The sequence below is a fragment of the Candidatus Thorarchaeota archaeon genome, assembly GCA_021498125.1.
Taxonomy (GTDB): domain Archaea; phylum Asgardarchaeota; class Thorarchaeia; order Thorarchaeales; family Thorarchaeaceae; genus B65-G9.
In genome coordinates this window covers 240,642-265,676 of record JAIZWL010000001.1, presented here as the reverse complement: position 1 = coordinate 265,676, position 25,035 = coordinate 240,642, and the positions used below count along the sequence as shown (strand labels likewise).

At 47.0% G+C, this 25,035-nt stretch carries 26 protein-coding genes; 11 read left to right on the top strand and 15 right to left on the bottom strand.

Annotated features, from left to right (window positions below; translation table 11 throughout):
* Positions 1 to 90: 90 nt before the first annotated feature.
* The gene (locus K9W43_01465) at positions 91 to 759 is read right to left on the bottom strand and encodes an endonuclease III (GenBank protein MCF2135883.1); all 669 of its coding nucleotides are present in this window, start codon (positions 757 to 759) and stop codon (positions 91 to 93) included.
* A 108-nt stretch (positions 760 to 867) separates the two neighbouring features.
* Between K9W43_01465 and K9W43_01460 the strand changes: the two genes are divergently transcribed.
* The 3 genes from K9W43_01460 to K9W43_01450 are packed head-to-tail and all read left to right on the top strand — an operon-like array spanning position 868 to position 4,899.
* On the top strand, positions 868 to 1,284 hold the full coding sequence (locus K9W43_01460) for a flavodoxin domain-containing protein (protein MCF2135882.1): 417 nt from the start codon (positions 868 to 870) through the stop codon (positions 1,282 to 1,284).
* 34 nt (positions 1,285 to 1,318) lie between these two features.
* The gene (locus tag K9W43_01455) at positions 1,319 to 3,085 is read left to right on the top strand and encodes an ABC transporter ATP-binding protein/permease (GenBank protein MCF2135881.1); all 1,767 of its coding nucleotides are present in this window, start codon (positions 1,319 to 1,321) and stop codon (positions 3,083 to 3,085) included.
* Positions 3,082 to 4,899, top strand: coding sequence for an ABC transporter ATP-binding protein/permease (locus tag K9W43_01450; protein MCF2135880.1), 1,818 nt, complete (start codon positions 3,082 to 3,084; stop codon positions 4,897 to 4,899). The genes K9W43_01455 and K9W43_01450 overlap by 4 nt, the downstream gene beginning before the upstream one ends.
* Here K9W43_01450 and K9W43_01445 read toward each other — a convergent pair.
* The 4 genes from K9W43_01445 to K9W43_01430 all read right to left on the bottom strand — a co-directional run bounded on the left by K9W43_01445 (position 4,869) and on the right by K9W43_01430 (position 8,661).
* Entirely contained in the window at positions 4,869 to 5,624 is a 756-nt protein-coding gene (locus tag K9W43_01445) for a hypothetical protein (protein MCF2135879.1), read from the bottom strand. The genes K9W43_01450 and K9W43_01445 overlap by 31 nt on opposite strands.
* Positions 5,625 to 6,512 carry an ArsR family transcriptional regulator gene (locus K9W43_01440; GenBank protein ID MCF2135878.1) on the bottom strand — a complete coding sequence of 296 codons (888 nt, stop codon included), beginning with the start codon at positions 6,510 to 6,512 and terminating at the stop codon, positions 5,625 to 5,627. It abuts the gene before it with no gap.
* Positions 6,513 to 6,670: 158 nt separating this feature from the next.
* Positions 6,671 to 7,870, bottom strand: a complete 1,200-nt coding sequence (locus tag K9W43_01435) for an electron transfer flavoprotein subunit alpha (GenBank protein MCF2135877.1) — start codon at positions 7,868 to 7,870, stop codon at positions 6,671 to 6,673.
* A gap of 2 nt (positions 7,871 to 7,872) precedes the next feature.
* On the bottom strand, positions 7,873 to 8,661 hold the full coding sequence (locus K9W43_01430; protein ID MCF2135876.1) for an electron transfer flavoprotein subunit beta/FixA family protein: 789 nt from the start codon (positions 8,659 to 8,661) through the stop codon (positions 7,873 to 7,875).
* 219 nt (positions 8,662 to 8,880) lie between these two features.
* Between K9W43_01430 and K9W43_01425 the strand changes: the two genes are divergently transcribed.
* The gene (locus K9W43_01425; GenBank protein ID MCF2135875.1) at positions 8,881 to 9,228 is read left to right on the top strand and encodes a hypothetical protein; all 348 of its coding nucleotides are present in this window, start codon (positions 8,881 to 8,883) and stop codon (positions 9,226 to 9,228) included.
* 102 nt (positions 9,229 to 9,330) lie between these two features.
* Here K9W43_01425 and glmM read toward each other — a convergent pair whose 3' ends face one another.
* Positions 9,331 to 10,692, bottom strand: coding sequence for a phosphoglucosamine mutase (glmM, locus tag K9W43_01420; GenBank protein MCF2135874.1), 1,362 nt, complete (start codon positions 10,690 to 10,692; stop codon positions 9,331 to 9,333).
* A 55-nt stretch (positions 10,693 to 10,747) separates the two neighbouring features.
* Here glmM and K9W43_01415 point away from each other — a divergent pair, with 55 nt between their 5' ends.
* Positions 10,748 to 11,332, top strand: coding sequence for a tetratricopeptide repeat protein (locus K9W43_01415; GenBank protein ID MCF2135873.1), 585 nt, complete (start codon positions 10,748 to 10,750; stop codon positions 11,330 to 11,332).
* A 94-nt stretch (positions 11,333 to 11,426) separates the two neighbouring features.
* On the top strand, positions 11,427 to 11,837 hold the full coding sequence (locus tag K9W43_01410; protein MCF2135872.1) for a 30S ribosomal protein S19: 411 nt from the start codon (positions 11,427 to 11,429) through the stop codon (positions 11,835 to 11,837).
* 85 nt (positions 11,838 to 11,922) lie between these two features.
* Here the strand turns inward: K9W43_01410 and K9W43_01405 are convergent, their stop codons facing one another.
* The 3 genes from K9W43_01405 to K9W43_01395 form a co-directional block, all read right to left on the bottom strand.
* Entirely contained in the window at positions 11,923 to 12,318 is a 396-nt protein-coding gene (locus K9W43_01405) for a hypothetical protein (protein MCF2135871.1), read from the bottom strand.
* Between the two features lie 140 nt (positions 12,319 to 12,458).
* Positions 12,459 to 12,689 (bottom strand): hypothetical protein, encoded by a 231-nt coding sequence (locus K9W43_01400; GenBank protein ID MCF2135870.1) that lies wholly within the window; start codon positions 12,687 to 12,689, stop codon positions 12,459 to 12,461.
* A 149-nt stretch (positions 12,690 to 12,838) separates the two neighbouring features.
* The gene (locus tag K9W43_01395) at positions 12,839 to 13,735 is read right to left on the bottom strand and encodes a tetratricopeptide repeat protein (protein MCF2135869.1); all 897 of its coding nucleotides are present in this window, start codon (positions 13,733 to 13,735) and stop codon (positions 12,839 to 12,841) included.
* A gap of 241 nt (positions 13,736 to 13,976) precedes the next feature.
* Here K9W43_01395 and K9W43_01390 point away from each other — a divergent pair, with 241 nt between their 5' ends.
* On the top strand, positions 13,977 to 14,300 hold the full coding sequence (locus K9W43_01390) for a hypothetical protein (GenBank protein MCF2135868.1): 324 nt from the start codon (positions 13,977 to 13,979) through the stop codon (positions 14,298 to 14,300).
* A gap of 8 nt (positions 14,301 to 14,308) precedes the next feature.
* On the opposite strand, the gene K9W43_01385 is transcribed toward K9W43_01390, so the two are convergent.
* Complete coding sequence (locus tag K9W43_01385) at positions 14,309 to 14,764, bottom strand: endonuclease (protein ID MCF2135867.1); 456 nt, start codon at positions 14,762 to 14,764, stop codon at positions 14,309 to 14,311.
* A 69-nt stretch (positions 14,765 to 14,833) separates the two neighbouring features.
* Positions 14,834 to 15,670 carry a caspase family protein gene (locus tag K9W43_01380; GenBank protein MCF2135866.1) on the bottom strand — a complete coding sequence of 279 codons (837 nt, stop codon included), beginning with the start codon at positions 15,668 to 15,670 and terminating at the stop codon, positions 14,834 to 14,836.
* A gap of 170 nt (positions 15,671 to 15,840) precedes the next feature.
* On the opposite strand from K9W43_01380, the gene K9W43_01375 reads away from it, so the two are divergent.
* From K9W43_01375 to K9W43_01365, 3 genes are all read left to right on the top strand, one after another.
* On the top strand, positions 15,841 to 16,272 hold the full coding sequence (locus K9W43_01375; protein ID MCF2135865.1) for a hypothetical protein: 432 nt from the start codon (positions 15,841 to 15,843) through the stop codon (positions 16,270 to 16,272).
* A 19-nt stretch (positions 16,273 to 16,291) separates the two neighbouring features.
* The gene (locus K9W43_01370; protein MCF2135864.1) at positions 16,292 to 17,404 is read left to right on the top strand and encodes a hypothetical protein; all 1,113 of its coding nucleotides are present in this window, start codon (positions 16,292 to 16,294) and stop codon (positions 17,402 to 17,404) included.
* 139 nt (positions 17,405 to 17,543) lie between these two features.
* The gene (locus K9W43_01365; GenBank protein ID MCF2135863.1) at positions 17,544 to 18,980 is read left to right on the top strand and encodes a glycoside hydrolase; all 1,437 of its coding nucleotides are present in this window, start codon (positions 17,544 to 17,546) and stop codon (positions 18,978 to 18,980) included.
* Between the two features lie 22 nt (positions 18,981 to 19,002).
* On the opposite strand, the gene K9W43_01360 is transcribed toward K9W43_01365, so the two are convergent.
* On the bottom strand, positions 19,003 to 19,392 hold the full coding sequence (locus K9W43_01360) for an NfeD family protein (protein MCF2135862.1): 390 nt from the start codon (positions 19,390 to 19,392) through the stop codon (positions 19,003 to 19,005).
* A gap of 129 nt (positions 19,393 to 19,521) precedes the next feature.
* Between K9W43_01360 and K9W43_01355 the strand changes: the two genes are divergently transcribed.
* The gene (locus K9W43_01355; GenBank protein MCF2135861.1) at positions 19,522 to 20,649 is read left to right on the top strand and encodes an MFS transporter; all 1,128 of its coding nucleotides are present in this window, start codon (positions 19,522 to 19,524) and stop codon (positions 20,647 to 20,649) included.
* On the opposite strand, the gene K9W43_01350 is transcribed toward K9W43_01355, so the two are convergent.
* The 3 genes from K9W43_01350 to K9W43_01340 form a co-directional block, all read right to left on the bottom strand.
* Positions 20,639 to 21,373 carry a TPMT family class I SAM-dependent methyltransferase gene (locus K9W43_01350; GenBank protein ID MCF2135860.1) on the bottom strand — a complete coding sequence of 245 codons (735 nt, stop codon included), beginning with the start codon at positions 21,371 to 21,373 and terminating at the stop codon, positions 20,639 to 20,641. The genes K9W43_01355 and K9W43_01350 overlap by 11 nt on opposite strands.
* A 10-nt stretch (positions 21,374 to 21,383) precedes the next feature.
* The gene (locus K9W43_01345; GenBank protein ID MCF2135859.1) at positions 21,384 to 23,216 is read right to left on the bottom strand and encodes a chloride channel protein; all 1,833 of its coding nucleotides are present in this window, start codon (positions 23,214 to 23,216) and stop codon (positions 21,384 to 21,386) included.
* 131 nt (positions 23,217 to 23,347) lie between these two features.
* Positions 23,348 to 24,718, bottom strand: coding sequence for an MFS transporter (locus K9W43_01340; protein MCF2135858.1), 1,371 nt, complete (start codon positions 24,716 to 24,718; stop codon positions 23,348 to 23,350).
* Positions 24,719 to 25,035: the final 317 nt, after the last annotated feature.

The window sequence follows — 25,035 nt, the reverse complement described above, 5'->3', positions numbered from 1 at the left end:
CACCATTTGCGTCAGTTTGCGTGCATATGATTATAATTCAAAACGGACATTTGAATGTGGTGTTTTGTGGGCCACCAATCTAGAGAAGTCCTAGCGTGCACAACTGTTGCAGAGATCACAGAGAAAACAAAAACCACAGTGAGGACGGACCGCTTTGCAGACCGAACGCCCATGCCGAACCAGATTGTGGTTAAAAGAGAAGATGCAACTTGGAGGGAGTAGTTCCTCAAGAAGCGCATGAGCCTTCAGGAGCGAGGTCTTCGGAGGAATAAGACCTAACCGCGTTGAGATACGATAAACGTGTGTATCAACTGGAAGCGCAGGCCGATGGAATGAGAAGAGAAGAACGATCGCTGCCGTCTTTGGGCCAACACCGTGAAGCGAGGTCAACCAAGCCTTTGCTTCATCAAGAGGCATCTCTTCAAGAAGTGATAGATCAAGACTACCAACACGTTGCCGGATCTCATCGAGAGCAGCAACAATTCTGTGGGCCTTGACATTAAAGGATCCTGATGAACGGATCGCCTCGGCAATAGCCCGCTCCCCAGCATCCAACATCTGCTCCCAAGTGGCGAATCTCTGTTTCAGGCTATGAAATGCCCGATCGGCATTTACATCGGTTGTGTTTTGGCTTAATATCGTGAGGACAAGCTCATCAATTGGAGGCAATCGTCGTGACGAGATGGCCGTACCATAGTGCGCTTCAAGACGCTCACAGACTTTCGAGGCCAGCTGTTTGGCATCTATTTTATCGCGCATGATATGACATGATCCACAGGCACAATAAATGTCACGGGAAGAGGCACCATATCACTGCCACAGTAGAAACATTATTTGCAGGGCGAAGATAAGTTTGTACGACCAACCATGAAAGTATTAATTGTTTTTGAGAGCACCACTGGTCGTACAAAGGCAATGGCCGAGGCCATCTGCAAGGGAGTACAAGAGGCAGGGGGCGAATGTGAAATGATTCGGGCCAGAGAGTTCACAACAGTAGATAGAGTATGTGCTTTTGCTTTAGGAACTTCCACTCGTATGAAACGACCATTACCGAAGACAAGACAGATCCTTGCAGAGCTGGAACCGCTCAATGGACTACCTGTGACTGCATTTGGATCATATGGCTGGAGTGGTGAGGCTCCAGAGATCGTAGCAACCAAGTTGCGTGAGCTGGGTGGCAAATTTGTGGGGGAACGGCCACTTAGAGTCAAAGAACATCCACGCGAGAATGATATCGAGTCATGCATAAAATTGGGAGAGGAACTCGCAAGCCAATGCAAATGAGACCTAAAAGACCAGATGGAGTGAGAGAAAAACGATGGGCTATATTCAACGATTGACATCATATCCATTAAGACATAGGCGCCTTTTTGTCGGATTTCTTACGGCCGCAGGAATAGGGACTATTTTCAATGTGATGACTCCAAAGGTGCTCTCGGCAATTATTGATGATGTCATACCTACTGGCAACTTCACTCTGCTAGTCGCCTATGCCGGGCTCTATTTGGGCCTCTTGGCATTCTTCATGATATTTGACATTCTTGGCAGGTATGGTGCGGTCCTATCTGCGCAACAGGCCATCTATGAGCTAAGAAAAGATCTCTACGAGTCCTTGATGGACAAGGACCTGACCTTTTTCGACATGAATGAGAGTGGCCAACTGATCGCTCGTGTGACGACCGATGTGACGACCATGAGGGAGTTTTTGGTCTGGGGATACCGTGTCATCTTCATTGGAATTGCAACATTAATCGGGACGTACGTCATGATGTGGTCGATCAGCCCAACTCTGACGGTCTACATGTTCGGGGCACTCCCGATAATTGCTTTATTCGGAGTGGCCTTTGCAAAACATGTACGACCAGTCTTCTATCGATCACGAGAGAAATACGGGGAACTGAGTTCCGTCTTGGCTGAAAATATTGTAGGGATCAAGGTAGTCAAATCATATTCTGCAAGTAAACGGGAGAGCCAGAGAGTCGAACACCATAATGAGGAGTTTCGACGAATCGTAACCAGAGCATACAGATTGGCCGCGCTCTACCAACCTCTCCTGCCTGCACTCTTGGGAGTTGTCACGGGTGCACTCATCTACTTTGGTGGAAATGCCGTCATTAAGGGTACGCTCACGGACGGAGAGTTCGTGGCCTTCGTGGCGTTGATTGGCATGCTCATCCTACCAGCCAGATTCCTAAGCTGGGGGATTGGGATGTATCAGAGAGCATCGGCAGCAGGAGAGAGAACATTCTTCATTCTGGATCATAAAGACATGATAGTTGACGCACCAGACGCAATCGAGACCGATAACATCGAGGGGACCGTAGAGTTTGATGAGGTCTCATTTGGATATAATGAGGACAAGGCGATTCTGAACAATGTGTCATTTAAAGTGCAAGCGGGTCAGGTAGTAGCTTTGCTTGGAGGTACAGGTTCAGGAAAGAGTAGTCTTGTCAATCTTATTCCAAGGCTGTATGATGTTACTGGTGGACGTGTCCTCGTAGATGGCATAGATGTTCGATCATACAAAATCAGAGACCTTCGTAAGAACATCGCAATGGTTCATCAAGAGCCATTCCTCTTCTCGACCACGGTGAGAGAGAATATTGCATTTGCGAAACCGGAGGCCTCAGATGAGGAGGTAGAGCAAGCAGCACGAGCTGCGATGATTCATGACTTCATTACTACGCTCCCAGAGGGATATGATTCGATCGTGGGGGAACGGGGTGTATCTCTGAGTGGAGGCCAGCGACAGAGAATAGCAATTGCAAGGGCGATTCTTGCGGACCCCCGCATCTTGATTCTTGATGACTCAACAAGTTCAGTTGATGCCAAGACCGAGTTGATGATCCAACAAGCACTCGAAAACCTCATTCATAATAGAACTACATTCATTATCACCCACAGAATGAGCACAATACGAAATGCGGATCTCATTGTAGTCATGGAACGGGGAAAAGTTGTAGAGATCGGCTCACATGAGGAACTGATCGCTCTTGGAGGCATTTACGCAGACATCCACAATACTCTCTCGAGTATGGAACTGACAGCGAAGCAAGACATAGAGCAACAGGAGAGAGCAGCATGAGTAAATCATTAGACAGACAGGATGATCCAGATGCACGTACTTATGATTACACCGATAGTCAACTGATGGGGCGAATGGTAAAGTACTTGCTCGTCTATCGAGCAGCATTTGCGGCTGTGGCCATTCTTGTCATCCTTAACATTGCAGTAAGCATTGTGGCCCCATTTGTCTTAAGGCACGCAATCGATGTAGACTTTCTAAGCGGTGATCTTTACGCACTGGCCCAGACTGCATTGTTCTATATGGTTCTACAAATCATCATGTGGCTGACTGGCTATGGCATGAACTATGTTATGGCAGGGATGGGACAAAGAGCGATCTTCAACATCCGGCAAGACCTCTACAGGCGCCTTCAGATAATGTCCCAAGACTTCTATGACAAGTCCGCCAGCGGTCGTGTCATCAGCCGATTGACAAACGATATTGATAGAATGGCCGAACTACTGAATGGAGGCCTCATCAGTACTTTCGCGCAGATATTCATTGTAGTTGCAATTAGCATCGTAATCTTTACAGTTGATGCTCAACTCGCAGTGATCACACTGACCGTGATTCCAATTCTACTTGCATCTACGGTATACTTCAGAAAGCGACTCAAGGAAGCATATCGTCAGACGAGAAAGACAATCTCTGCTGTCACCTCCAATCTGGCGGAGAGTATCTCTGGAGCCAAAGTCACCAAGAGCTTCACCAGAGAGTCCGAGAACATTGCTCAGTTTGATGAGGTAATCACCATTGACTATCATGCCAATGTTGAGGCGGGAAAGGCTCAAGCCACCTTCTTTCCGGTAATCCGGTTCATCAGTGGAATCGGAATCTTCCTCATCCTCTTAGCAGGCGGAGCAAGACTGATGGATGGCACTCTGACCCTTGGTACCTTAGTGCTATTCATACGCTTTACGGAGCAGTTCTTCAGACCCATTCTTGTCATCGCCAACTTCTACACCAATGTACAGAGCGCCTTTGCAGGAGCTGAACGTGTATTCAATGTGATTGATACACAACCAAGTGTAATAGATGCTCCTGATGCAATTGAACTGAGAAACGTAAAGGGACATATTCGATTCCGTGACGTGACGTTTGGATATCGTCCCGACACACCGATTTTGGAGAACTTCAACCTCGAGATTCAGCCGGGCGAAACCATCGCACTTGTTGGTGACACAGGGGCGGGGAAGACGACCGTGGTCAGCCTGCTGAATAGGTTCTATGATGTGCAGAGGGGCTCGATAGAGATTGATGGAATTGATATCAGATCTGTGAAACAAGAGTCGCTCCACTCTACTATTGGGCTTGTCCTGCAAGAGCCATTTCTCTTCATGGGAACTGTCAGAGACAACATTAGATATGGCAGGCCCGAGGCAACTGACGAGGAGGTCTTGAGTGCTATCAAGGCGATTGGGGCGTTGCCAATCATTGAGGGTCTCCACGATGGCCTTGATACTCAAGTAGGTGAACGCGGTGGACGACTCTCAGAGGGGGAACGACAATTGATCAGTTTTGCCCGCGCCCTACTTGCGGATCCGCGAATCCTTGTATTGGACGAGGCAACAAGCTCAGTGGATGTGTATACGGAATATGCCATTCAGAAAGGCATGCAATCATTGCTCAAGGGGCGAACATCAATCGTTATTGCACACAGATTATCAACCATTGTTAGGGCTGACAGGATTCTTGTGCTTGAAGCGGGAAAAATAGTAGAAGAGGGGACACATGCCGAGCTGATGACCAGCGGCGGCAAGTATCACTCACTCTATAGTCTTCAACTACAACCAAGATCAGTTCAGACAACCCAGTCTGGATCCCAGTCATGAGTTGCACGATGCCAGTCGAATCGGGGAGTATACCTTGGAGGCATATGTGGAGGACAACAGTCCGAAACAGAGTCGTCCCAATCGTCCCAGGGCTCAGGAACACCAACATCGATGATGTGCTCATGATGCGGGTGGTCATGCCGAGATCGTAAGAGACCAAAGACGCGCCCACGTTTCCCATACACGCGGAGCCGATTCTTTCGCACTTCAATGAGTGTGTCATCACTGACAACATAGGTGCGATCACGATAGACAAGAACAAGTTTGTCATTGCTCACAACAAGAACCAGACTCGAATTGGTCAGAGTATGGCCAATGAGGACTCTACCATGGCCTGAGGGAATCCCTGCCTTCTTGAGCTTTGCATCTTTCAGAATATCTCCTGCTTTTTCAAGAAAGTTCGCTGCACTCTCAAATCCATTTGTGCGGAGATCATCGTCACTCGCCTCACGAGATGCCTCCTCAATGTCAAGGTCTCCGAGAAGAAGCTGACAGCCTTCAAGATCATCAGTGACAGATTCACCTACAGCTCCAGCGGCGGTCTCAGCAATGGCATCAACTGCAAAATGAGCAGCCCCAGCAAAGATAATTCCGACGACCTCATCGGCCCTGAGAACTCGTGTCCAGAGAGAGCCGGGTTGTAACTCCACAACTGCCTTCTCCGTTGATATTGGTTGACATGAGCGAGTGGTCACCATAATGGACTTGTCAATTTGGAGATTCATTTACCAGACATCCTCCTCATCAGATTCGGGTGATAGTTCAAATTCATCGTCCTCGCTAAGATCTTCATCAGGCATATCCTCATCCTCAACAGGCGCATCGCCATCTACGATCTCTTCTTCGTCTTCAGATAATATGGCGCTCAGTTCATGTTCGACCTGACTGGTCAACCACTGAGCTAAACGGTATGCCAACCGTCCAGATACCGTAATATAGTACGTTCCTCGAACCGCTCCCTTGACCACATATCCCGCCTCGATAAGAGGAGAGAGATGATGTGTTAATGAGCTCCCGGTCTTTCCAATATAGGACTCGATATCATTGAACGTCTTCGCACCGTCCTTGAGATAATCAAGGATCCGAAGACGCTCCACATTTCCCAAGGGGCTAAGAATGCGTGCTATCCGATCAGGAGGAATGGACTCCACTTTTTTTAGTCGCTTAGCCCTACTCTTGATTCGACTCTTGGATATTTCTCGTCGCATGGAGGGACCACGAATACGAAGATCAATCGGTTTAATGCTGGACATTGCTACACGGATTTGCTCTCCAAGACCACTCATCATATCTTCGAGACTCTCTGCTAAGGACTCGAGATCTATTATTGTAGGCTGGCGACCATGCGGATGATGCTCACGGCCTCGTGGTAATCGTGGGAGAGAGGGCCTAGGAGGGTATCGCTCATGGGGGGGTCGTGGAGAAGGGCCATGGCGAGGACCCTCAGGCGGTGGTCGTGGTGCACTATCGCGTCGCTTACGCACAGACTCCGCACGGATCTTACGCAATTCTTCTTTCTCTCTACGAATCTCATCAAGTTCTTCACGTAATGCCTCTTTGAGTTCACGAATCTCTGCTAGTTCGTGCTTCAATGCATCTTTATCATCATTCATTTTTGTACCTCATGTATGATTATAAATGTACATTTCTACAGTTTCTTATAAATCTTCGGTATTTGTACAGTTTAAAGCGCGAACTAATTACAAAGAGGAACAAAAGAAAAAGAGAAGATGACCTGCCAACAGATTGGGCAGGTCAGTAGAAACTAAAACTATCGTTCAGCCTTGAGCTTCTTAATCTCTTCAATGATCGCAGGCACGACCTCGAACAGGTCACCCACAATACCAAAGTCTGCAATCTCGAAGATGGGGGCCTCTGGATCCTTGTTCACCGCAACAATAATGTCCGAACTGGACATCCCAGCCAGATGCTGTATTGCTCCAGAGATTCCTAAGGCAAAGTAGAGCTTTGGAGAAATGGTACGACCAGATTGACCGACCTGTTGGGAGGGAGGAAGCCAACCAGCATCTACTATAGGGCGAGAACCTCCAACGGCAGCATCAAGAAGCTGAGCCAGTTGTCGTGGCAGATCAAGGTTGGATGGGTCCTTAATACCACGTCCACTACAGACTACAATGTCCGCCTCTTCAACAGGTTTCATACCCTCAACGACCTCACGAACCGAATCGAGTACTTTCGTACGAACCTGAAGAGGACTGACTTTGATATCGACCTTTTCAATCTCACCGGTACGAGAGGGATCGGGGTCTGTTGGCTTGAAGACATTAGGCCGGACTGTTGCCATCTGCGGGCGAGTATATGGACAGAGAATCTCGGCCATGATGTTACCACCGAAGGCGGGGCGTGTCTGGACAAGCTGACGCTCTTCATCAATATCAAGACCAGTACAGTCAGCGGTCAGGCCAAGATGTAACCGAGCAGAGACACGAGGCGCAAGGTCACGACCATTGTTAGTCGCACCAAACAACACGACGGCGGGTTTGCGTGGTGCAATAAGAGAGGTCATTGCGATTGTATAAGCATCAGTTGAATAGTGCTCAAAGATCTTGTCATCAACCACAAGGACCTTGTCAGCACCCTGATGAATGAGACCCTCGGCCAGTCCTTCGATCTCATGGCCGATCAGAACCGCAACAAGATGTTCACCCAGTTTGTCAGCCAGTACTCGCCCTTGGCTGATCAACTCACGGGCCACACTGCGAAGACGCCCCTCATGGGTCTCGCAGAAGACCCAGACATCCTTGTACTCTGCAAGGGCCTCTTTGTCAACAGTCTTGCGTTCAATAGTTATGGCATCGACCGGACAGACCTCCTCACAAGAGCCACAGAGAACACATTTGTCAAGATCGAACTTGACCTTGTTGCCATCTTTCTCAATAGCACCAAAATTACAGACCTTAATACAGAGCATGCAGCCAGTGCATGTATCACGATCGTATAGAAGCCCCATTTTTAGATCGCCCCCTTCTGTGCAAGGAATTCAACCAGCTTCTTGGCTGCTTCCTGTGGACTCACGTCTTCAAGTTTCACTCCACTCTTACGTTTGGGTGGTGGGAATATACTACGGACAGTGGTAGGAGAGCCTTTGAGACCAATAGCATCTTCAGGTACTCCCAAAGTTGCTGCATCAACAACCTCGAAGGGCTTCTTCTTGGCCTTCATCAGGCCCATGATATTTGGTAGTCGCGGCTCGTTTAGGCCCTTGGTCGCAGTGATGAGAACGGGCAGCTTTGCTTTCACAACGTCATATCCTTCATCGGTCTCACGATGGGCAATCACGAACTTCTCATCCTCAGTGACTTCGAGATGGCGCACATAACAGATTTGAGGGAGCCCAAGAAGCTCAGCAATCTCGGGGCCGACCTGTGCAGTATCACCATCAATCGCCTGCTTCCCGCAGATGACAAGATCGTATTCCATCTTCTTGATCTGTGCTGCCAATGTGTATGCAGTGGCCCAGGTGTCAGCCCCTGCAAAGGCACGGTCCGTAAGATGGATTGCCTTGTCACCACCCATGGCAAGGGCCTTGTAGAGGGCATCCTTGGCCTGAGGGGGACCCATTGTAATAATTGTCACTTCGCCGCCAAATTTTTCCTTAAGCTGGATGGCTGCCTCGACAGCATACTCGTCAAACGGATTGAGTATACTGGGCACACCATCCCGAATCAGTGTTCCAGTCTCGGGGTCGACTTTGACCTCAGCGACCTCCGGCACTTGCTTCACGGGCACAATGATTTTCATAGGACTCACTTCCAGGGAAGGGATATCAACGAAGATTCGAATCCCTGCACCGTATTAATAAGCACTATGGAAATAGCCTGTTGTGAGAAGAACTTACATCTCGTAATCTCAATAGCGAAAGATTAAACCGTCAATAATGCAAACACTACACAACGCTTTTATTCAGGCGAGAATGGTAATTGAATCAGATACCATCAAAACTGAAGGCAGTTGATTTTCATGGGCAAAGAGAAACTTATTGGTGCGCTTCTGTTCATCGCAGCGCTGCTAGCAGCCATTTACTACACGTGGGGTCTGGTTCTCCTCCAGCTCCCGTTCACAAAGGATGGTCTTGTTGCATGGGTTAATGCGACATTTCCGCAGGGTACACCCCTTAATCAAATCTTCAATCCAGATCCAATGTTTTTAATCATCCTTCCAGTCTGGGCTGCAGCGGTTCTCATCTGTATTATTGCAATGTGGATTGGCTGGACAATGCTGACCACACCAGCACCAGAACCACTTGAAGACTTTGACTTCGACGAGGAAGCAGTTGAAGACAAGGAAGAAGAGAAGAAGGAAGAGTAATCTTTTCCGGACTCGATTCTGGACAACAGGGAGAATGGAGAGAAGGGGGTTCCTTTTCTCCATCACTTCATTATCTTATTTTTTACCGTATTATTGTTGGGATTACTCTAGGTGTTGTATCGCCTGTTTGATGAGTTCGACTCCTTTCTGACAGAGTGAAGTAGCAGTTGACTCGTCCTGTGCCTCAGCGAAACATCGCCATAGTGGTTCAGTCCCAGAGGGACGCATGAGAACCCAGCCTTCCTTGAAGATGAGCTTGACTCCATCAAGCGTGATGCGCTCCTGATCCTTGGTCAAAGAGAGAAGCTCTCCAAGAATTACGTCTTTCTTGTCTGGGGGAACAGGGACTTTTTCTTTTACACTATAATAGACAGGAAGCTCCCTCACAAGTTGGGAGAGACCCTTGTTCTCAGTGGCCATGATCTCAACAATTTGGGCTGCGGTCATTGCACCGTCACGTACTGCCTGATGGGGGGGATAAAAGACTCCTCCGTTCTCTTCACCACCAAGAGCTGCTCCGATTTCGACCACTCGATGTGAGACAACTACGCTTCCGACCATTGTCCAGTCAAGTTTGGCACCAGCATTCTTTGCAACGTCTTCGATCAGACGACCACTGCTGACGGGAGTCACAAGAACTGAACCGGGGGTCCGGGCCAATATACGTGAGGCAATAATTGCAAAGGATTGGTCGCCCCACAGAATCTGACCGTCTTCGTCTACAAAGGTAGCGCGATCAGCATCACCATCATGAGCGATTCCAAGGTCGGCACCAATAGATCGCACAGTTTCGCTGAGCCTCACCAAATTAGTAGGGGTCGGTTCTGGAAGACGCCCAGGAAAGGCACCATCAAGCTGGCAATTGAGAGAGATGACCTTACAACCAAGTTCTCGAAGAAGAAGAGGTGTGACAAGTGAGCCGACACTATTTGCACCATCTATCACAACACGCAGATTCCGTTTCTTGATCGCATCAACATTGACATGGGTCTTTATCGCATCAATATACTGTCTAATTGCACCGTCTTCATAGGAAACCGTACCAACCTCATTCCAGTTGGCAAGCCTGAATTGCTTTGAGAAGTAGGTCTCTTCAATCTGCGCCTCAACCTCACGGGTCACCTCTATACCATCGGCACCCATTACTTTTACACCATTAAATTCAGGGGGATTATGTGAGGCTGTGATCATAACACCTGAGACACAGTTCAAACGGGGGACCATAAATTGCAAGCAGGGGGTAGGTGCCAGCCCAATATCTACAACGGAACAACCTGTGGAGAGAAGGCCTGCTACCATAGCGTCACGATACATCTCACCACCCAATCGAACGTCCCGTGCCAATGCGACCTTTCCGAGGCCAAGCACCGTTCCTACAGCACGACCAAGTTGTACAACCATGTCGAGCGTGAGACCGTCATTGATAGTGCCTCGGACACCATTTGTGCCAAATAACTTGCCCATATTCGTTTCACCTGTCTTAGTGTGAAAGGGTGCAGAAGCCTATTCACTTAAGAGTATGGCCGATGCTGCACAGAAACGACTGACAATGCCTCTATTCCGAAGACAAAGTAAAGAATACAAGCTGGCCGCGGGCCTACTTCTTGAAGGCAATGCCAAGGATGCCATACCACTCCTTCGAGAGGTCTTGAAGAAAGACCCAGACAACAGTAATGCAATGGTCACACTTGCCGTTGCGTTGCTGGAGATTCAAGAGAACCCGGTCATCACTAGCCCAGAAACCGAAGAGGCATTCCAACTGCTTGATCGAGCCGCTCAAATAGCTCCCAAAGATCCTGTCCCACTATTCAATAGAGGGGTCTGCTATAGGAAGCTGGGGATGCGTGAGGAGGCCCTAGATAGTTTTCATGCGGCACTTGAGATTCGAAAACGACTACCCCTTGCGCTATTGCACATTGCAGAGATCAATTATGAACTTGAGAACTGGGATACCGCAATCGAATATGCACGTCTGGCAGTGATTCGAGACCCTGCACTCTCACGGACCATGCCTTGGGTACGTGATGCTCTCGAAAAGGCAGGCAAGCTTGAGAAAAAGGGAACAGACATTCAAAAACCAAAATCACGTGCACGCGATTGGTAAAGGCCATGTCGTTAACCTTAAATTGGGACCGCTTTGCTCTTGGAGTGTTACGAATTGGTCATGACCAACTCCGTATAACATCTCAGGTGATTACATGTCCACAAAGAGAGAGCCCATGTATAGAGGCTACACACTCAATGAACTTGTCAAGATGAATATGGACTCCTTGATCGAGCTGCTTCCGTCACACAGACGACGTACTCTCAAGAGAGGCCTGCCACCAAGACACAAGAAACTCCTTATGAAACTCCGTGCAGCGCGCAAGGCCCAACGCAAAGGTAAGGATGTGGTCGTGAAAACCCACTGCCGAGACATGGTCATTCTCCCTGAGATGGTAGACCTCACCATTGCGGTTCATAATGGAAAAGACTTTGTCCGCGTCAAGATTCTGCCTCAGATGATCGGACATGTTCTTGGGGAAATGAGCAGCCCAATGAAACCAGTAAGACACGGTAACCCGGGTATCGGTGCAACCAAGTCTTCACAATATGTACCACTGAAATGATCAAGGGGATACCTCCCCTTTATCCTATTTTATCATTATCATTATTTGCACAATAGTGAAGAGTATCGAATCACGTAGAACAGGTTCAGACTGCCAGTTTTCGAATTGCCAGCAGATCTTCAAGGAAGAGCAGTCCAAATATTAGATCACCAGTCACTATGAGCACAAGAAGCAGTGAGGCTTGGCTCAAAAGGAAATAAGAGACCCCGATAACAAACACCCAGACCTTCTCGAAAATTGAGATCTGTATAAGGCCATGATTCTTTTTCATATCACAACTGATCAGATAGAAGCCGATACCAAAGGCAAAGACAAGTCCCATGAACTCATCAAACCAGAGCAGCGTGGGGGGAATAGTATCCCCTGCAAGGGAGAAGTAATGGATATCAATTCGTGGTAGGATCAAGAACGTGACTGCCAGTATCCAATTCCAAATTGCAGCAATAAGATACATAGACCGATGATATTGATCGCGGTTCATAGAGAATACCCAACAAACATCAGTACTGAACAACAATAATAATGATTTGTAAAAGATAGAAAATATTGGACGGAGCATTTTGAAACTCCCGTCCGAAAATAGATTCAATCAATGTTAGCAAGAATGAAACATGCAAGATATTATGAGATCTTAGACACTTCTTCTGCTGTAAAGATCCTATCTTTTTGAAGCAGAGTGCCCACAACTCGGACACGATCACCAACATTCAAGTCGTCCCAGTGAGTATGGGCACTGATCTTTACCTTGAGCCTATGATGATTATCGGTCTCAACTCCAATGAAACCATATTTCAGATCACCAAGCACGGCAATATCACGAGAAGTTATTGTTCCAACAAGTGATTCAGACATTATATTCACCAGTACGTTAGCTTATTCGAAGAGTGTATAAACAAAACTATTCGGTAGCTTTTATGAAAACTAAAAAGAATCAGAAACAATAATCTTCAATCCAAATATGCAGGACTCTATTCAAAAGAGGAAACTGAACAGATCTATCATCAAAGTGCAATCTGTTTATTCTTGGCGGTCTCGAGGTTGGCCTTTGCAATCTCGAAATCTGGATCCAATTCGAGTGCTCGATGGTAGAGTTCAATTGCCCGTTTAATCTCGCCTTTTTCACGATAAATAACACCAAGATTATTCCACCCGCGCGGATCTTCTGGGACAAGAGCAGTGTATTCTTCGATCATAGGAATGGCTGCCTGCCAACGTTCGATCATCCAGAGACTTGTAGCACATCTGAATAGAATCCGGGGTTGCTCCCACTTTACTGCCAGACTGGAACGATAGAAGGTGAGTGCACCCTCATAATTTTCCCGCTCGTAACAGAGATCCCCAACCGTATTCATGGCATAGACGCTCTCGGAATGAATCTCCAGAGCCATATTTAGACTGATGATTGCCGCATCGAGCTGATCTTTTCGGGCCTGGCAGATTCCGCGAAGCTCCCAAGCCTCATACTGCTCTTCGTCCAAATCAAGAATCTTCTTGGTGACTGAGAGAACAGTAGTACAGTCGCTGAGTCGGAAGGCTGCTTTCGCAAGCACAAGCATAGTATCTGAATCATCACCACCAAGATCTGCATATTTCTTCAGTGCCTTTCGTGCTGCGCGGTATTGCTCCTGCGAGAACTCAAAGATACCTAGACGTTGCCAGAGTTGTGCATCATGCGGATCAAGTTCTACAGCCTTCTCAAAACACGAACGTGCCTCGTCGGGGGATCCGTTGTCTTGGAGAAGCGAACCTAGAAGATGCCAAGCCTCAGCAAAAGTAGGGGCGATCTTAACAGCAGTACGGAGAGAGTCAATTGCGGCATGAGGCTCATTAAACTCAAGATAATGCATCGCCTTGTTGTAATATGATTGTGCATCTAACAATGTTGTTGACTCATTCAATGCGGTGACCTCAGAAGCGGGAGATATATGAAAGCGAAGTTCTCTTTAAAGAAGATGTGGAAGGTTTCCGCTTTTGAATCCTACTTGTGTGAACAGATAAACTGTCAGAGTTATAGGAGGAGGCATGTCGTAATACGAGATTGCCCATCCATCCGAACATGTCTTATTAACAGGTCGTAATATAACCTATTGAACATATGGTTGTAAAACTTGATGAAAAGGGACCGTGCCTTTTTTGGACGTGACATTAAAAATACAAGACAGTGATACATTCGAACAGAAATGCGCGTTATGCAGCTGTGTTGCGGTCTACTTTACCAAGACATGTGCGTTTTGCGATCTGGCATATGACATGGTTGCAGAGATGTTCCGGAAATATGGAGTTCCCGAAGCAGTAATTTCTAAAATCGATGTAGAACAAGGTTGCTCATGTGGCTGTGCGAACCATGTACAAGGTGCACCTACTATTCGAATCTGCAACGAGACTCTTGTTGGAATTCCCGACGAGGATCTGCTACATGATGCAGTACTCCGAATTTTGATGAAAGAGTGTTTTCGAGGCTAACGAGTAGTCTATACATCAAGATGAATGGTTTCCCAGCGAACACGCCCTGCTTCAACAGCATCTTTAATTTTCTTCTCAGTTCGGCTTAGTCGCGCTGCGCCAGTCTTCACATCCGCAAGGACTACTGTAATCGGTTCATCAGTATGGCCTTCTTTGACGCGGGTATAACCATCAAAAATCACGTAGTCAATTGGAGCCCCTAGAAAACGGGCATCAGCAGGATCATACTTGAAAATGTCATGGAGCAATGGTACAATCTGTTCTGCAATCTTTCCCTTGATAACTCTCCTACTACGGTCAGCAACATCACGCCGGAGCTTGCCTTCTTGTTCAGCCCAGAGCTGCCTGAACTCGGCCTCAACAACAGAGATTCTATGCCTGAGATGCGCGTTCATTGCAAAGTAGACAATGAATGCAACAAGAAGACCAATTCCGAGACCAATTAGAAGATCTTCGAATGCCATACCAATCTATTGGTATTAAGGGATTTAAGCACGGGTATCACACAAAAAAGAAGAGGGGAGAGAATCCCCTCATTTGACATAAAATGGTGTACCCAGATTGTCCAGCATTATTGGACAGCTGTCCGGCTGTTCAGCTATGACAAATGGTCTTGCATACCAGAAGGCATCTTGCAGATTGTCGTATGGGCCATTCAAAAGTCCTTGATCACCAAAGTAGTAGAAGAACAGTGTATTCTCTAGAGTGCTGTAGTCCCAACCATACTGATCGGCTTCTGCAGCTGCGATATAGAGAGATCCACTCTGGGTCTCATATGACTGATCAAACATACCTCCACTGTGACAACTACAATAGACAGCTGCAAAGTGTGTGGACTCAAGCTCTGAAAACCTACTGGCCATGTACGAGTCTGTCACTGCAACGAGATCATAGGACACTATACATTCATCATAACCATCCGATTCGATGTCAGTGTCCCAAGTCCCATCTTCAACACGGGAGCCATGTCCTGAGAAGAAGAATACCACATCAGAGTTCGCATCCTCATTGGTGATGAGCCAATCGAGCAATAATACAATATTATCTGCGGTTCCAGCATCATTGAGAGCAATGGCATAATTGTAACCGTAGCCTTCAAGAATCTGGGCCATCTCTAATGCATCTTTATCAGGATCCCAAAGGTCGTTCGTTGATCCTTCATAATCAGAGATTCCAATGATAACCGCCCATCTGTTGGCAGTGCCTGTGTGATATACAATCTCGGTGGGGGTGGTTGTCGGAGGACCACCACCGCCACCACCATAACCTCCCCTCATGATTATCCGATTGTCAACTGCTGTTGCAAGCGATGGCATTAGGAGAGCAAAGGTGATGCCCAACAAGATTACGGCCGATATTGTCCGTTTCATATTCTCTCACTCCAGTCGGAAACGATTTCCGATATATACGAGAATTTTAAACTGACTTAAAAATGTATATGAAAAGTTAGAATCAAGTACACTTATATAGCGCGTGAAAAAAGTAGCATATGGTGAGACCGCTGAATAGAGCCAAGAGTATGGTCATACTGGGGGTCCTGATGGTCATCACACTCCTCCCTCTCGTAAATGCAGCACCAACACGAGTTTTGACCAGTGAATCGCAATCCGTGTATATCTCTAATGCATACTATGACGATCTTGATGGGGACACGTATTTTGACGACATTAAGATCCTTGTTGAATTTGCATTTACCGATAGTGAGCCCACAAGAATCGACATTAGTCTCTGGGTGACATTACCATCTGGTACAACATACTCATTCAGAGTGAGCGTGCATAAACCGCCTTCATCCTCAACACTTCAAATTGATTGTATTGATATGGCATACGAGTGCGGCTGGTATCAGATTCAGATGCTTGCATCAATAGTGAACAGAAGCGGTGGGAAAGTCCTCATTTCGGACATATTCTCGTTCGATCCACCAACAGGTGGAGGTCCGGGCCTGCCAACTATAAGTGCATACTTTTGAATAAGAGGGCTGTGCACAAGTGAATCAAGAGATGCTTGAGCTTCTATTCAAACTTCAAGAGATGCCGATGGCCCCCGCCAAGAAGATAGCCGAGGAGATAGGAAAGTCAACACCCACAGTGATAACATGGCTTGCCAAGCTTGCTGAGGATCGCGTCTATTTAGGAGTCAAGCCATATCTTAGAGCACATAGATTGGGGCTGGAACTATATGATTATCTTCTCGAGATCAAGTCCTACAAGGATCTCATCAAGATCGAGAAGTTCTGTGAGGAACACCCATACACCGCATATCGATCACGGGTATTCGGTGGAGAACATAGAGGGATGCTTGTACAGTTTAGACAACCTCCTGAAACGCTCATTCATCTTGAGAGTGCCTTTGAGAGAATGAGAGAGAAAGGCATTGTGCAATCCGTAAGGGAACTCCCAACTCTACAGGAGATTTATGGCTCAATACACACACGACCTCAACTTGGAGCATGGGATCCTGAACGGATGACTTGGAACTTTGACTGGGAACGCTGGTGGTCTCAAGAACCTCAGAGAGAGCAAGATCGATCTGCTACTCGGCCTAAGAAGAATGAGGTGGCCACAGAGCATTTTGAGATCGATCATCTCGATGCAAAGATCCTTCAAGAACTGACTGATAATGCTCGCCAAAAAAATATCGACATCATCAAGAAGATCGGACTCAACCCGAGAGAGGGCAGTATCCAACAGAAGATATCGAAACGGATTCTTCGGTTACAGGAGGTCATTGACTCATTCCGGGTATTCATCAACTGGACACATTTTGATGTCTATAATACACCAATGCTCATCGTGAAGGCCGAACGCACAAAGACCGAGCGGCTGATAGCCAAACTACAGGAGGGAACATTCCCATTCTCATCAAGCATCCGACAAATCCCGGATGGTTTTGTGTGGTATGCGCGTCTCCCCTCTGCGCACTTTTCTGAATTGCTGTCATTCATCTGGCAACTCGCAAAGGACTATGAGCTGTTGATCATAGACTACAAGCACTCTCAGACGTACGGTCTATGGGCTGAGACATTTGATGCACAAACTGGCGATTGGAAGACTGACGAGAAATTCTGCCTTGAACAACCGCTGAAGAGTATTGGGCTCTGATCACACATCTGATGCGTTCATATCAAGATTAATCTCTACAGGATTGCAACCTTTGGCACTGATAGTCCGGGTAATTTAAATGAATAATAAGGTCCTGCTTTGTGTTGCAATCTTTCTCGTAATATCCACAGTAAGTCCATTGCAGTCTGTACCAGACAGAGGCAACAGGTCATACCAGCTCGCACAGACAGGAGAGGAGATCGTTGCATTCTCACACAACGTCTTGCTCTCAACAGACGATACACGATATGCACACCATGTCGAGGTGACAATGGCACTCGGAAACCCCGATGAGATATACATAGGTTGGAAAAATTCAGAAACACATAATGGAGGAGGCGCCTCAGTAAGCTGGGTCAGAAGCGCGGATAGTGGTAGAACATGGAGCAAACCTGTGGATATGAGGGATTTTGGAAGCGAGAACACACGACAATCAGACCCATGGATGGTATGGCGTGATGGAGTCATATATTATGCATACTTGGAATATGGGACCTACTCGAGTTTTTCACAGATAACGTTGGCAAAGAGCGAAGATAATGGTACAACATGGGATCTTGCCTGCGCATCATATGGAGCATATTTTGCGGATAAGGAAACTATGGCAATCTCAAAGAATGGAACAATCTATATTGCATATGATGACGTTGATATGTCCAACAACGGAAATGTCACAGTCAAGCTCTCCAAATCAACAAATGACGGGGGATGTTCTTTGATGTTGCAAATATCTCCGACTCTGCAGAGGCTGGCCACGTCGGGCCGTACTTGGCAATCGACAACGATGGAGTTGTGTATGTGGCATGGACATATTTCGTGGGTTGCGGACAGTGAGTATGGAAACATTCTGTTCGATCGCAGTCAGGATGGCGGAGCCAGCTTTGGGAATGATACTATTGTAAATACTGATGGTAAATACGCACGGTTTAGAAACGTCGATAACCATCCCAGTAGAGTGACCTTGCCAGTACTACGGTTTGACGAGCATGGCAGACTCTATCTACTCTGGGCCGACACGTATCCCGACACAGAAACATTTGACGTATATCTTCGATATTCTGACGATAAGGGCATGACGTGGAGCGATAGAATCAGAGTCAACGATAGGACCAGTGGAGATCAATGGAACCCCGAGTTAGCAATTGACAAGACCGGAAACTTGCATATTGCATACTATAGTCAAGAGGGGGCATACTATCGCCCAGTCTATAGAAGAGTATCATTTACAGGAACCAATAGAACTACGCCTCAATTCGGAGCGGAGATTCCGATAGCCAGCGAACACACTTCAAATGTATTTTCAAGGCCGGGAGAATATTTGGGCATCCAAGTCGACGATAGTAATCGTGTACATGTCGCCTGGGCAGATGGGCGAAATAACGAGATGGACGTGTTCTATGCGTATGGCATGACCACCGTATCAAACACCACATCAGTGACAACTACAACTACTACCACAAACACTACAACAGTTCCCACAGAGAATCCAGACTCCACATGGTTGGCGGTACTTGTAATCACAACCTCCATTGTCATTGTCATTGCCATAGTCATCTATCTCAGACATAGGAGATAGTTGGATACTGAATCTCTTGTGATCAATGGGGATCTATAGGAGTGACCTGCAACACCATTCCGTCTCGACTGACCACACGCACTCGTGAACCAGCAGGTATCTCAATATCCTTAGAACGTGCGTGCCAGATCTCAGCACCGAGACGGATATGCCCCTCAGAAGGAGTGATCGTAGAGATCGCCTCACCAATCATTTCAGTGACATCATAGTTTCGTGGCTCGTCATTAAGGGCTGTATAGAGAAGGCGATACTTGACTGCAATTAGGATGATGAAACCCACTACCAGAATTAGAGCAAGTGGAACAAAGTAGATTGGAAGAAGCCAATAGATAATAGCTAGAGCAATAACTAAGATTACGAAATCGTCCAAATTGATTACAACGAACTTTAGTCCTGGTGATAGTTTGGCCATTTCGAAATTCACCTAGTAGATGATAAAAGAATAACGTGAACAGTGAAAAGCTTTTGTAAACGAGAACGACCAGTTGCACCAGTCGCGCAGTTAATATCGTTGGTCAAAGTCGAAATCTGGGGCCAAACTGTGAAGACAGAGACTATCCAATTCATGGCGGGTGCAGCGGTTCTATCGGCGTTCACATACATTCCCATCCTTGCGCGGGATCATCTTGGTGTGGATGAATTCTATGTCACACTTCTTGTCGGCACGTATGCAGCAGCGTCGTTCATCTCAAGTTACATCTTTGGCCGTGCGGGGGATATCTATGGTAGACGGATAGTTCTCAGATTAGGTCTCCTTCTCTCTGGAGCCACATTCGGGCTGTTATGGTTTGCAACAAACCCGGTCTTGCTCTTTATCATCAGAATATCAAATGGCTTCTCGGTCGGCATATATCCCGGAGCACTGGCTGCATATGCTCACGACTCTAAGATGAAGATGGGGCACTTTGCCACGTTTGGAAGCATGGGCTGGGGAATTGGAACCATAATCGCAGGTGTTGCAGCAGGTTTCAATATTCACTATGCCTTTGCGATCTCGAGTCTCTTTTTCATGCTGGCGTTTGGCAGTGCGTTGACGCTACCTAAAGTTCACCGAGTCAAAGTTCCCGTGCCATTATTTCCGGTCGAAACATTCAAACGAAATGCGGCAATCTATGCTGCGGTCTTCATAAGACACAGCAGCGCTTTTGCAATATGGACACTGTGGCCGCTCTTTCTTGCAGACTTGGGAGGGGATCTTATAATGATCGGCATTGTACAAGCGGCGAACTCTGTGTCCCAAGTAGTATTCATGGCAACAGTCACAGATCGTATGGCCTGCAAGAAGCTGGTCACTCTTGGTCTCATTGGGAGCGCAGTCACATTCTTCTGGTTCACATTGGCCAGAAATATATTCGAAATAATTCCCTCACAAATCCTGCTTGGAGCATCATGGGCATTCCTCTATGTTGGTGCTCTCAAATACGTGACCGAGCGAAATATTGAGAAGTCAACCGCCTCCGGTCTGCTCTCATCAGTTCTATCAATAGCAGGTGTCTTTGGCCCCATCTATGCAACAGTGTTGTATGCGCTCTGGCCGGATTACCATCCGATCATGTATTTTGCAGTCATAATGTCATTCCTTGCACTTGTGCTATTTCGTGTGGCAAGTCGTGGCAAAGAAACAGTATCGGTCCCCAATAATATAGATGAGACCCCTACTATGTCTTAAGCCGGGCTTGGACAAGCCAGAAGGTCAGTTCATTATCATCGTGCCCTGAAACAGTAGGAGCGACCTCGATTATATCAAACCGTGGAGCAAATAGTTCGAGTATCTCCTGTTTTGTGAACGCATAAGGTTGAGTGACAGGAGGGGGGTCACGCGGGCCACGGATGATCCCAACATATATTCCGCCTTCGTGAAGAAGTAAGGCAACCCGATCTATGTAGCGGGAGCGCATCAGAGGGGGAAGTGTCTGCAGAAATGAGCGCTCAAAGACAATATCGAATTTGCCGGTGAGAGAATTGAGACCGTATATGACCTCAGCCTGAATGACATTTAGCGAGAGGCCCAGATCCCGAGCCCGTCTTCGTAGTGCTTCTACAGCTGAAGGGGAGATGTCAGAGGTTGTGACATCATATCCTTTCGAGGCGAGATAGAGCGCATTATCACCACGACCCGGGCCCGGCTCGAACACGGATCCAAGAGGTAATTTCTTTTGTTCGACAAGATCTACAAGCGCTGGATGTGGCTGGCCAATATCCCAAGGAGCGATCCCACGGAGATAGCTGGTTTCGTTTGCTAATTGACTGACACACAGATAATGTGCGAATCCTTTGGTCCCAATTATATCAAGGGCCCAACCAAGAATAGGAATACCTGGATCATGGTCGGTAAATGGCTTCCCACATATCACGCATGTCGGGTTGTCGTTAACCATAAGCATCCGCAGCATAGGGACTTGTTTATACCTTATCAGTAAATACGGGAATACACTCCTCAATAGACCCCTCAAGTCGAAGTGAGGCAATAGCAGACTCGTATGCCCTAAAGACATCAGTCTTTGTGATGAATCCTAACATCTTGTGTGGATTGCTGGGGTCGAGTACTACTGCATGGCCTTCCAGTTGTTTCATCATCGCATGAAGTACCTCATCCATAGTAGTGTCAAGATTAACAGTGAGAAACTTCTGCATCATAAGGTTACGTACTTTGAGAGGATTGCCTTCCGAATCATATCGTTTCTCCAAGTCCTCTGCAATAACGGTGCCAACAAGATTACCATCTGAATCCACAACTGGGAACTTGGTGTGATGCGTCTTATTCAATACGCGAAGAGCATCATCAGCGGTCATATCCGGGGAGAGAACCACAGGCTCACGAGTCATGATCTGCTTCACAGTAATACTGCGAAGAGCATCGATATAGAGGCCACGTTTGAGGTTGATACCACGCATCCGGAGTTTTTCGGTATAGATACTCTCAGGCATGATTGTAACAGCAAGCATATAGGAGCTAGCGACTGCAATCATCAGGGGGAGAATGAGATTATAATCACCAGTCATCTCCATGGTCATGACGATACAAGTAACTGGAACATGAGCTGCACCTGCAAACATGGCTGCCATCCCAACCAAGGCATAAGCCATGGGATGCAGAGCAATATCGGGAGCGATCATATTAAAGATAATACCAAAAGCACCGCCGATTCCTGCACCCATGAACAGGGTGGGTGCGAAGACACCGCCTGAACCACCTGAACCAATGGAAAAGGCTGTGGCGAACATCTTGAGAAATCCAAAGGTGATTAGTGCCAAGAATGGAACTGATCCTATTAATGCGGCATTAATGAATGCGTAACCACTCCCCATCACTGCTGGAACATACGCAGAGTTAGTGGTAAAGATGCCAGAATACTTGAAATTCCATTCTAAGACAACAACCCATGCACCCAAGAGACCAATCCCCAGACCACCAAGGGCGGGCTTGAAATAATCAGATGTTCTAAGATGGGTAAAGAATTCCTCAAAGACATAGAGGATCTTGACCCAGACCTTGCTGATCACCCCGAACATCAGGCCCATAATGAAATAGAAGATTAATTCTGAGTAGCTAGTCAGTGTTAGAGAGGGAGCACTGAGCGAAGAGGCGTCAGGACCAAAGAACCCATTCACAATGGCAACACCAATGACAGATGCAAGAATGACAGGAATTACGGAAACGCCTGACAACTCACCAACGAGGACTTCGAGACCAAATAGGGCACCACCAAGAGGTGCTGTGAAGATTGAGGCAATACCTGATGCGAGTCCACAGACCACTAACGTTCGAGTATCACGGCGACCAAGTTTGAACAGTTGGGCAAGACTTGATCCAGTACCTGAACCTATCTGAGCAATCGGGCCTTCACGCCCACAGGACCCACCTGAGCCAATAGTAAAAGCAGAGGCAATGGTCTTAATGATGGGAACACGCGGACGTATTTTGCCGCCTTCTAGAACATAGGATTCCATTACTTCAGGAACCCCATGGCCACTGGCCTCGGGGGCGAACCTAGTTGTGAGAAATCCACTAAATAGAGAGCCAATTACCGGAACGATAATCCAGCCTATTATGCCGATATAATCAGGAATAATGGAAAAGGCAACAGAGAGCCAGTACACGGCAAGCCGAAATACTACAGCCACGGCTCCAGAAACTGCACCAGTAAGAGCTGCTAGCGCATTTAGTACAAGATTCTGCTCGGAACGAATGCTTTTGATTTTGAGTCTTAGTGAATCAACTCGGTCGCGTGTCATTTTGGATAACGCCGTTATCACCATCGGAGGCTTCCGCTTCTTAAGTATAGTGCAATGGAAAAATATTATAAATAGTAAGAAACGCTAATAAAAAAAGAATAGACTGGGACCGTAGTCCCAGCTCAAGAGAATCACACTTGGGTTTCAACAATTGCCTCATGATGAGCCTCGCCAGTTCGAACTCCAACCATGAGTAGTAGAGCAATCACAAAGAAGCTAATGGATACCGGAAACAGATACGCGATGGAGGTCAGATCAAAGAGGATTCCGGAGATCAATGGCCCACAAATCGCAGCCGACATACTTGCCAAATAGTAGAGTCCAGTACCAGCACCAAGACGCTCTTGGCCAAGCATCTGCCAGACCATGACGATGGAGTTCACATTAACCATTGCCCAACCGATACCTGCAACAGCAAGCACCAGAATGATAGTGATATAGTCGGTAACAAACCAGAGAGCCGTCAGTGATCCAATCATAATGACAAGACCCGCAACAATAGTGTTCTTTCGCCCCACCCTCACCGCAATAGCACCCGCAGGCACTGCAAAGACGACAAAGGAGATCGCAATCCCATTCAGTAGAAATGAGGCATCAGCAGTCAAAAAGCCAAGGACCTCGTTTCCATATTTGGTGAACCAAGTCTCTATAGCATTGTATCCAAAGAACCACATCAGAATGGCTCCGAGAAGCGCAATGGCGGACTTGTCCTCTGCAAAAGAAACCTGCTTGATTGCCTCCATGATGCCAATCTCACCAGATTTGGAATCAGGAGGGGGGATCTCTGGTTCTTTGACTGCAACGAAGAGTACAATCAGAGAAACAACCATGATAATGCTGGTCGTCAAGAAGGTCAATACTGGACCTGACTGTTGTGCAGTAACACCAAGGAATGCACCAATCACCGGATCGTGTATCTTGTAGATTCGAGAGGCCACCAAGAAGGCAAAGATAGCACCAATGCCGCCCATTAGATTGATCACACCATTCGCTTTGGTCCGATGTTCCGAGGGAACAAGATCAGGCATAAGTGCCACGACTGGTGCGCGATAGAATGCCATGGCAATGTTGAAGATCGTGATCATTGCAAACATAAGCCAGAAGCTTCCCAAGGCCCAACCATAAGATATGAGCGTAAAGAAGGCTGCGGCGACAGGAATCCCCGCCATGATATAGGGCATTCGCCGCCCCCAACGAGTTCTCGTCTTGTCAGAATGGGCTCCAATCCAAGGTTGCATAAACAATGCGAAGATATTATCCAGAACCATAATTGCGCCAATAATGGTATTCTGTAAATCGCCCACAATAAAAGTAGGGAGAAAGTCGGCCGGCAGATAGCTGTTGTAAACACTCCAGCTCACACCAGTGGTGAAAAATCCAAGACCGATCGCAAAGACGTAGAGCCAATTCATCCGTGAGGGGACGTACTGCTCAGTTTCAGTTTTAGGTTCAGATGCATTTGCACCTGTATCATCATCAGAAGCATATTCATCAGATGCCATAAATGGTCAGCTCCATTTGATATATGGAATATGATGTTACAAACCACCTTAAGAGCATGATGAATTTTGAACATTACAAAGGAAAAATTGGCAATACAATACCTAGTTAATAGTCGATTGTGGACTTGTTTGAACGATAAAACACGACAAAGGTGGAACTACAGGAGAAAGAAATGTCACCTGAAGTTCAGGTGACCTCCCATGCCAATACCTCAGCAATAGAAAGGGAGGGGGAGTTCCCACGATCGTTGCCATCATAAGAGGCACGCTCGAAATATCCCCCTCGCTCAGGTAAATCCCACATATAGTATCACCGA

Coding starts and splice junctions, on each gene's coding strand:
- K9W43_01400 (MCF2135870.1), bottom strand. CDS start 12,689: ATGTCTGAATCACTTGTTGGAACAATAACTTCTCGTGATATTGCCGTG.
- K9W43_01460 (MCF2135882.1), top strand. CDS start 868: ATGAAAGTATTAATTGTTTTTGAGAGCACCACTGGTCGTACAAAGGCA.
- K9W43_01385 (MCF2135867.1), bottom strand. CDS start 14,764: ATGGCATTCGAAGATCTTCTAATTGGTCTCGGAATTGGTCTTCTTGTT.
- K9W43_01345 (MCF2135859.1), bottom strand. CDS start 23,216: ATGACACGCGACCGAGTTGATTCACTAAGACTCAAAATCAAAAGCATT.
- K9W43_01350 (MCF2135860.1), bottom strand. CDS start 21,373: ATGCTGCGGATGCTTATGGTTAACGACAACCCGACATGCGTGATATGT.
- K9W43_01340 (MCF2135858.1), bottom strand. CDS start 24,718: ATGGCATCTGATGAATATGCTTCTGATGATGATACAGGTGCAAATGCA.
- K9W43_01415 (MCF2135873.1), top strand. CDS start 10,748: ATGGCCGATGCTGCACAGAAACGACTGACAATGCCTCTATTCCGAAGA.
- K9W43_01410 (MCF2135872.1), top strand. CDS start 11,427: ATGTCCACAAAGAGAGAGCCCATGTATAGAGGCTACACACTCAATGAA.
- K9W43_01450 (MCF2135880.1), top strand. CDS start 3,082: ATGAGTAAATCATTAGACAGACAGGATGATCCAGATGCACGTACTTAT.
- K9W43_01465 (MCF2135883.1), bottom strand. CDS start 759: ATGCGCGATAAAATAGATGCCAAACAGCTGGCCTCGAAAGTCTGTGAG.
- K9W43_01430 (MCF2135876.1), bottom strand. CDS start 8,661: ATGAAAATCATTGTGCCCGTGAAGCAAGTGCCGGAGGTCGCTGAGGTC.
- K9W43_01380 (MCF2135866.1), bottom strand. CDS start 15,670: ATGAAACGGACAATATCGGCCGTAATCTTGTTGGGCATCACCTTTGCT.
- K9W43_01375 (MCF2135865.1), top strand. CDS start 15,841: ATGGTCATCACACTCCTCCCTCTCGTAAATGCAGCACCAACACGAGTT.
- K9W43_01440 (MCF2135878.1), bottom strand. CDS start 6,512: ATGAATGATGATAAAGATGCATTGAAGCACGAACTAGCAGAGATTCGT.
- K9W43_01360 (MCF2135862.1), bottom strand. CDS start 19,392: ATGGCCAAACTATCACCAGGACTAAAGTTCGTTGTAATCAATTTGGAC.
- K9W43_01425 (MCF2135875.1), top strand. CDS start 8,881: ATGGGCAAAGAGAAACTTATTGGTGCGCTTCTGTTCATCGCAGCGCTG.
- K9W43_01445 (MCF2135879.1), bottom strand. CDS start 5,624: ATGAATCTCCAAATTGACAAGTCCATTATGGTGACCACTCGCTCATGT.
- glmM (MCF2135874.1), bottom strand. CDS start 10,692: ATGGGCAAGTTATTTGGCACAAATGGTGTCCGAGGCACTATCAATGAC.
- K9W43_01455 (MCF2135881.1), top strand. CDS start 1,319: ATGGGCTATATTCAACGATTGACATCATATCCATTAAGACATAGGCGC.
- K9W43_01405 (MCF2135871.1), bottom strand. CDS start 12,318: ATGAACCGCGATCAATATCATCGGTCTATGTATCTTATTGCTGCAATT.
- K9W43_01435 (MCF2135877.1), bottom strand. CDS start 7,870: ATGGGGCTTCTATACGATCGTGATACATGCACTGGCTGCATGCTCTGT.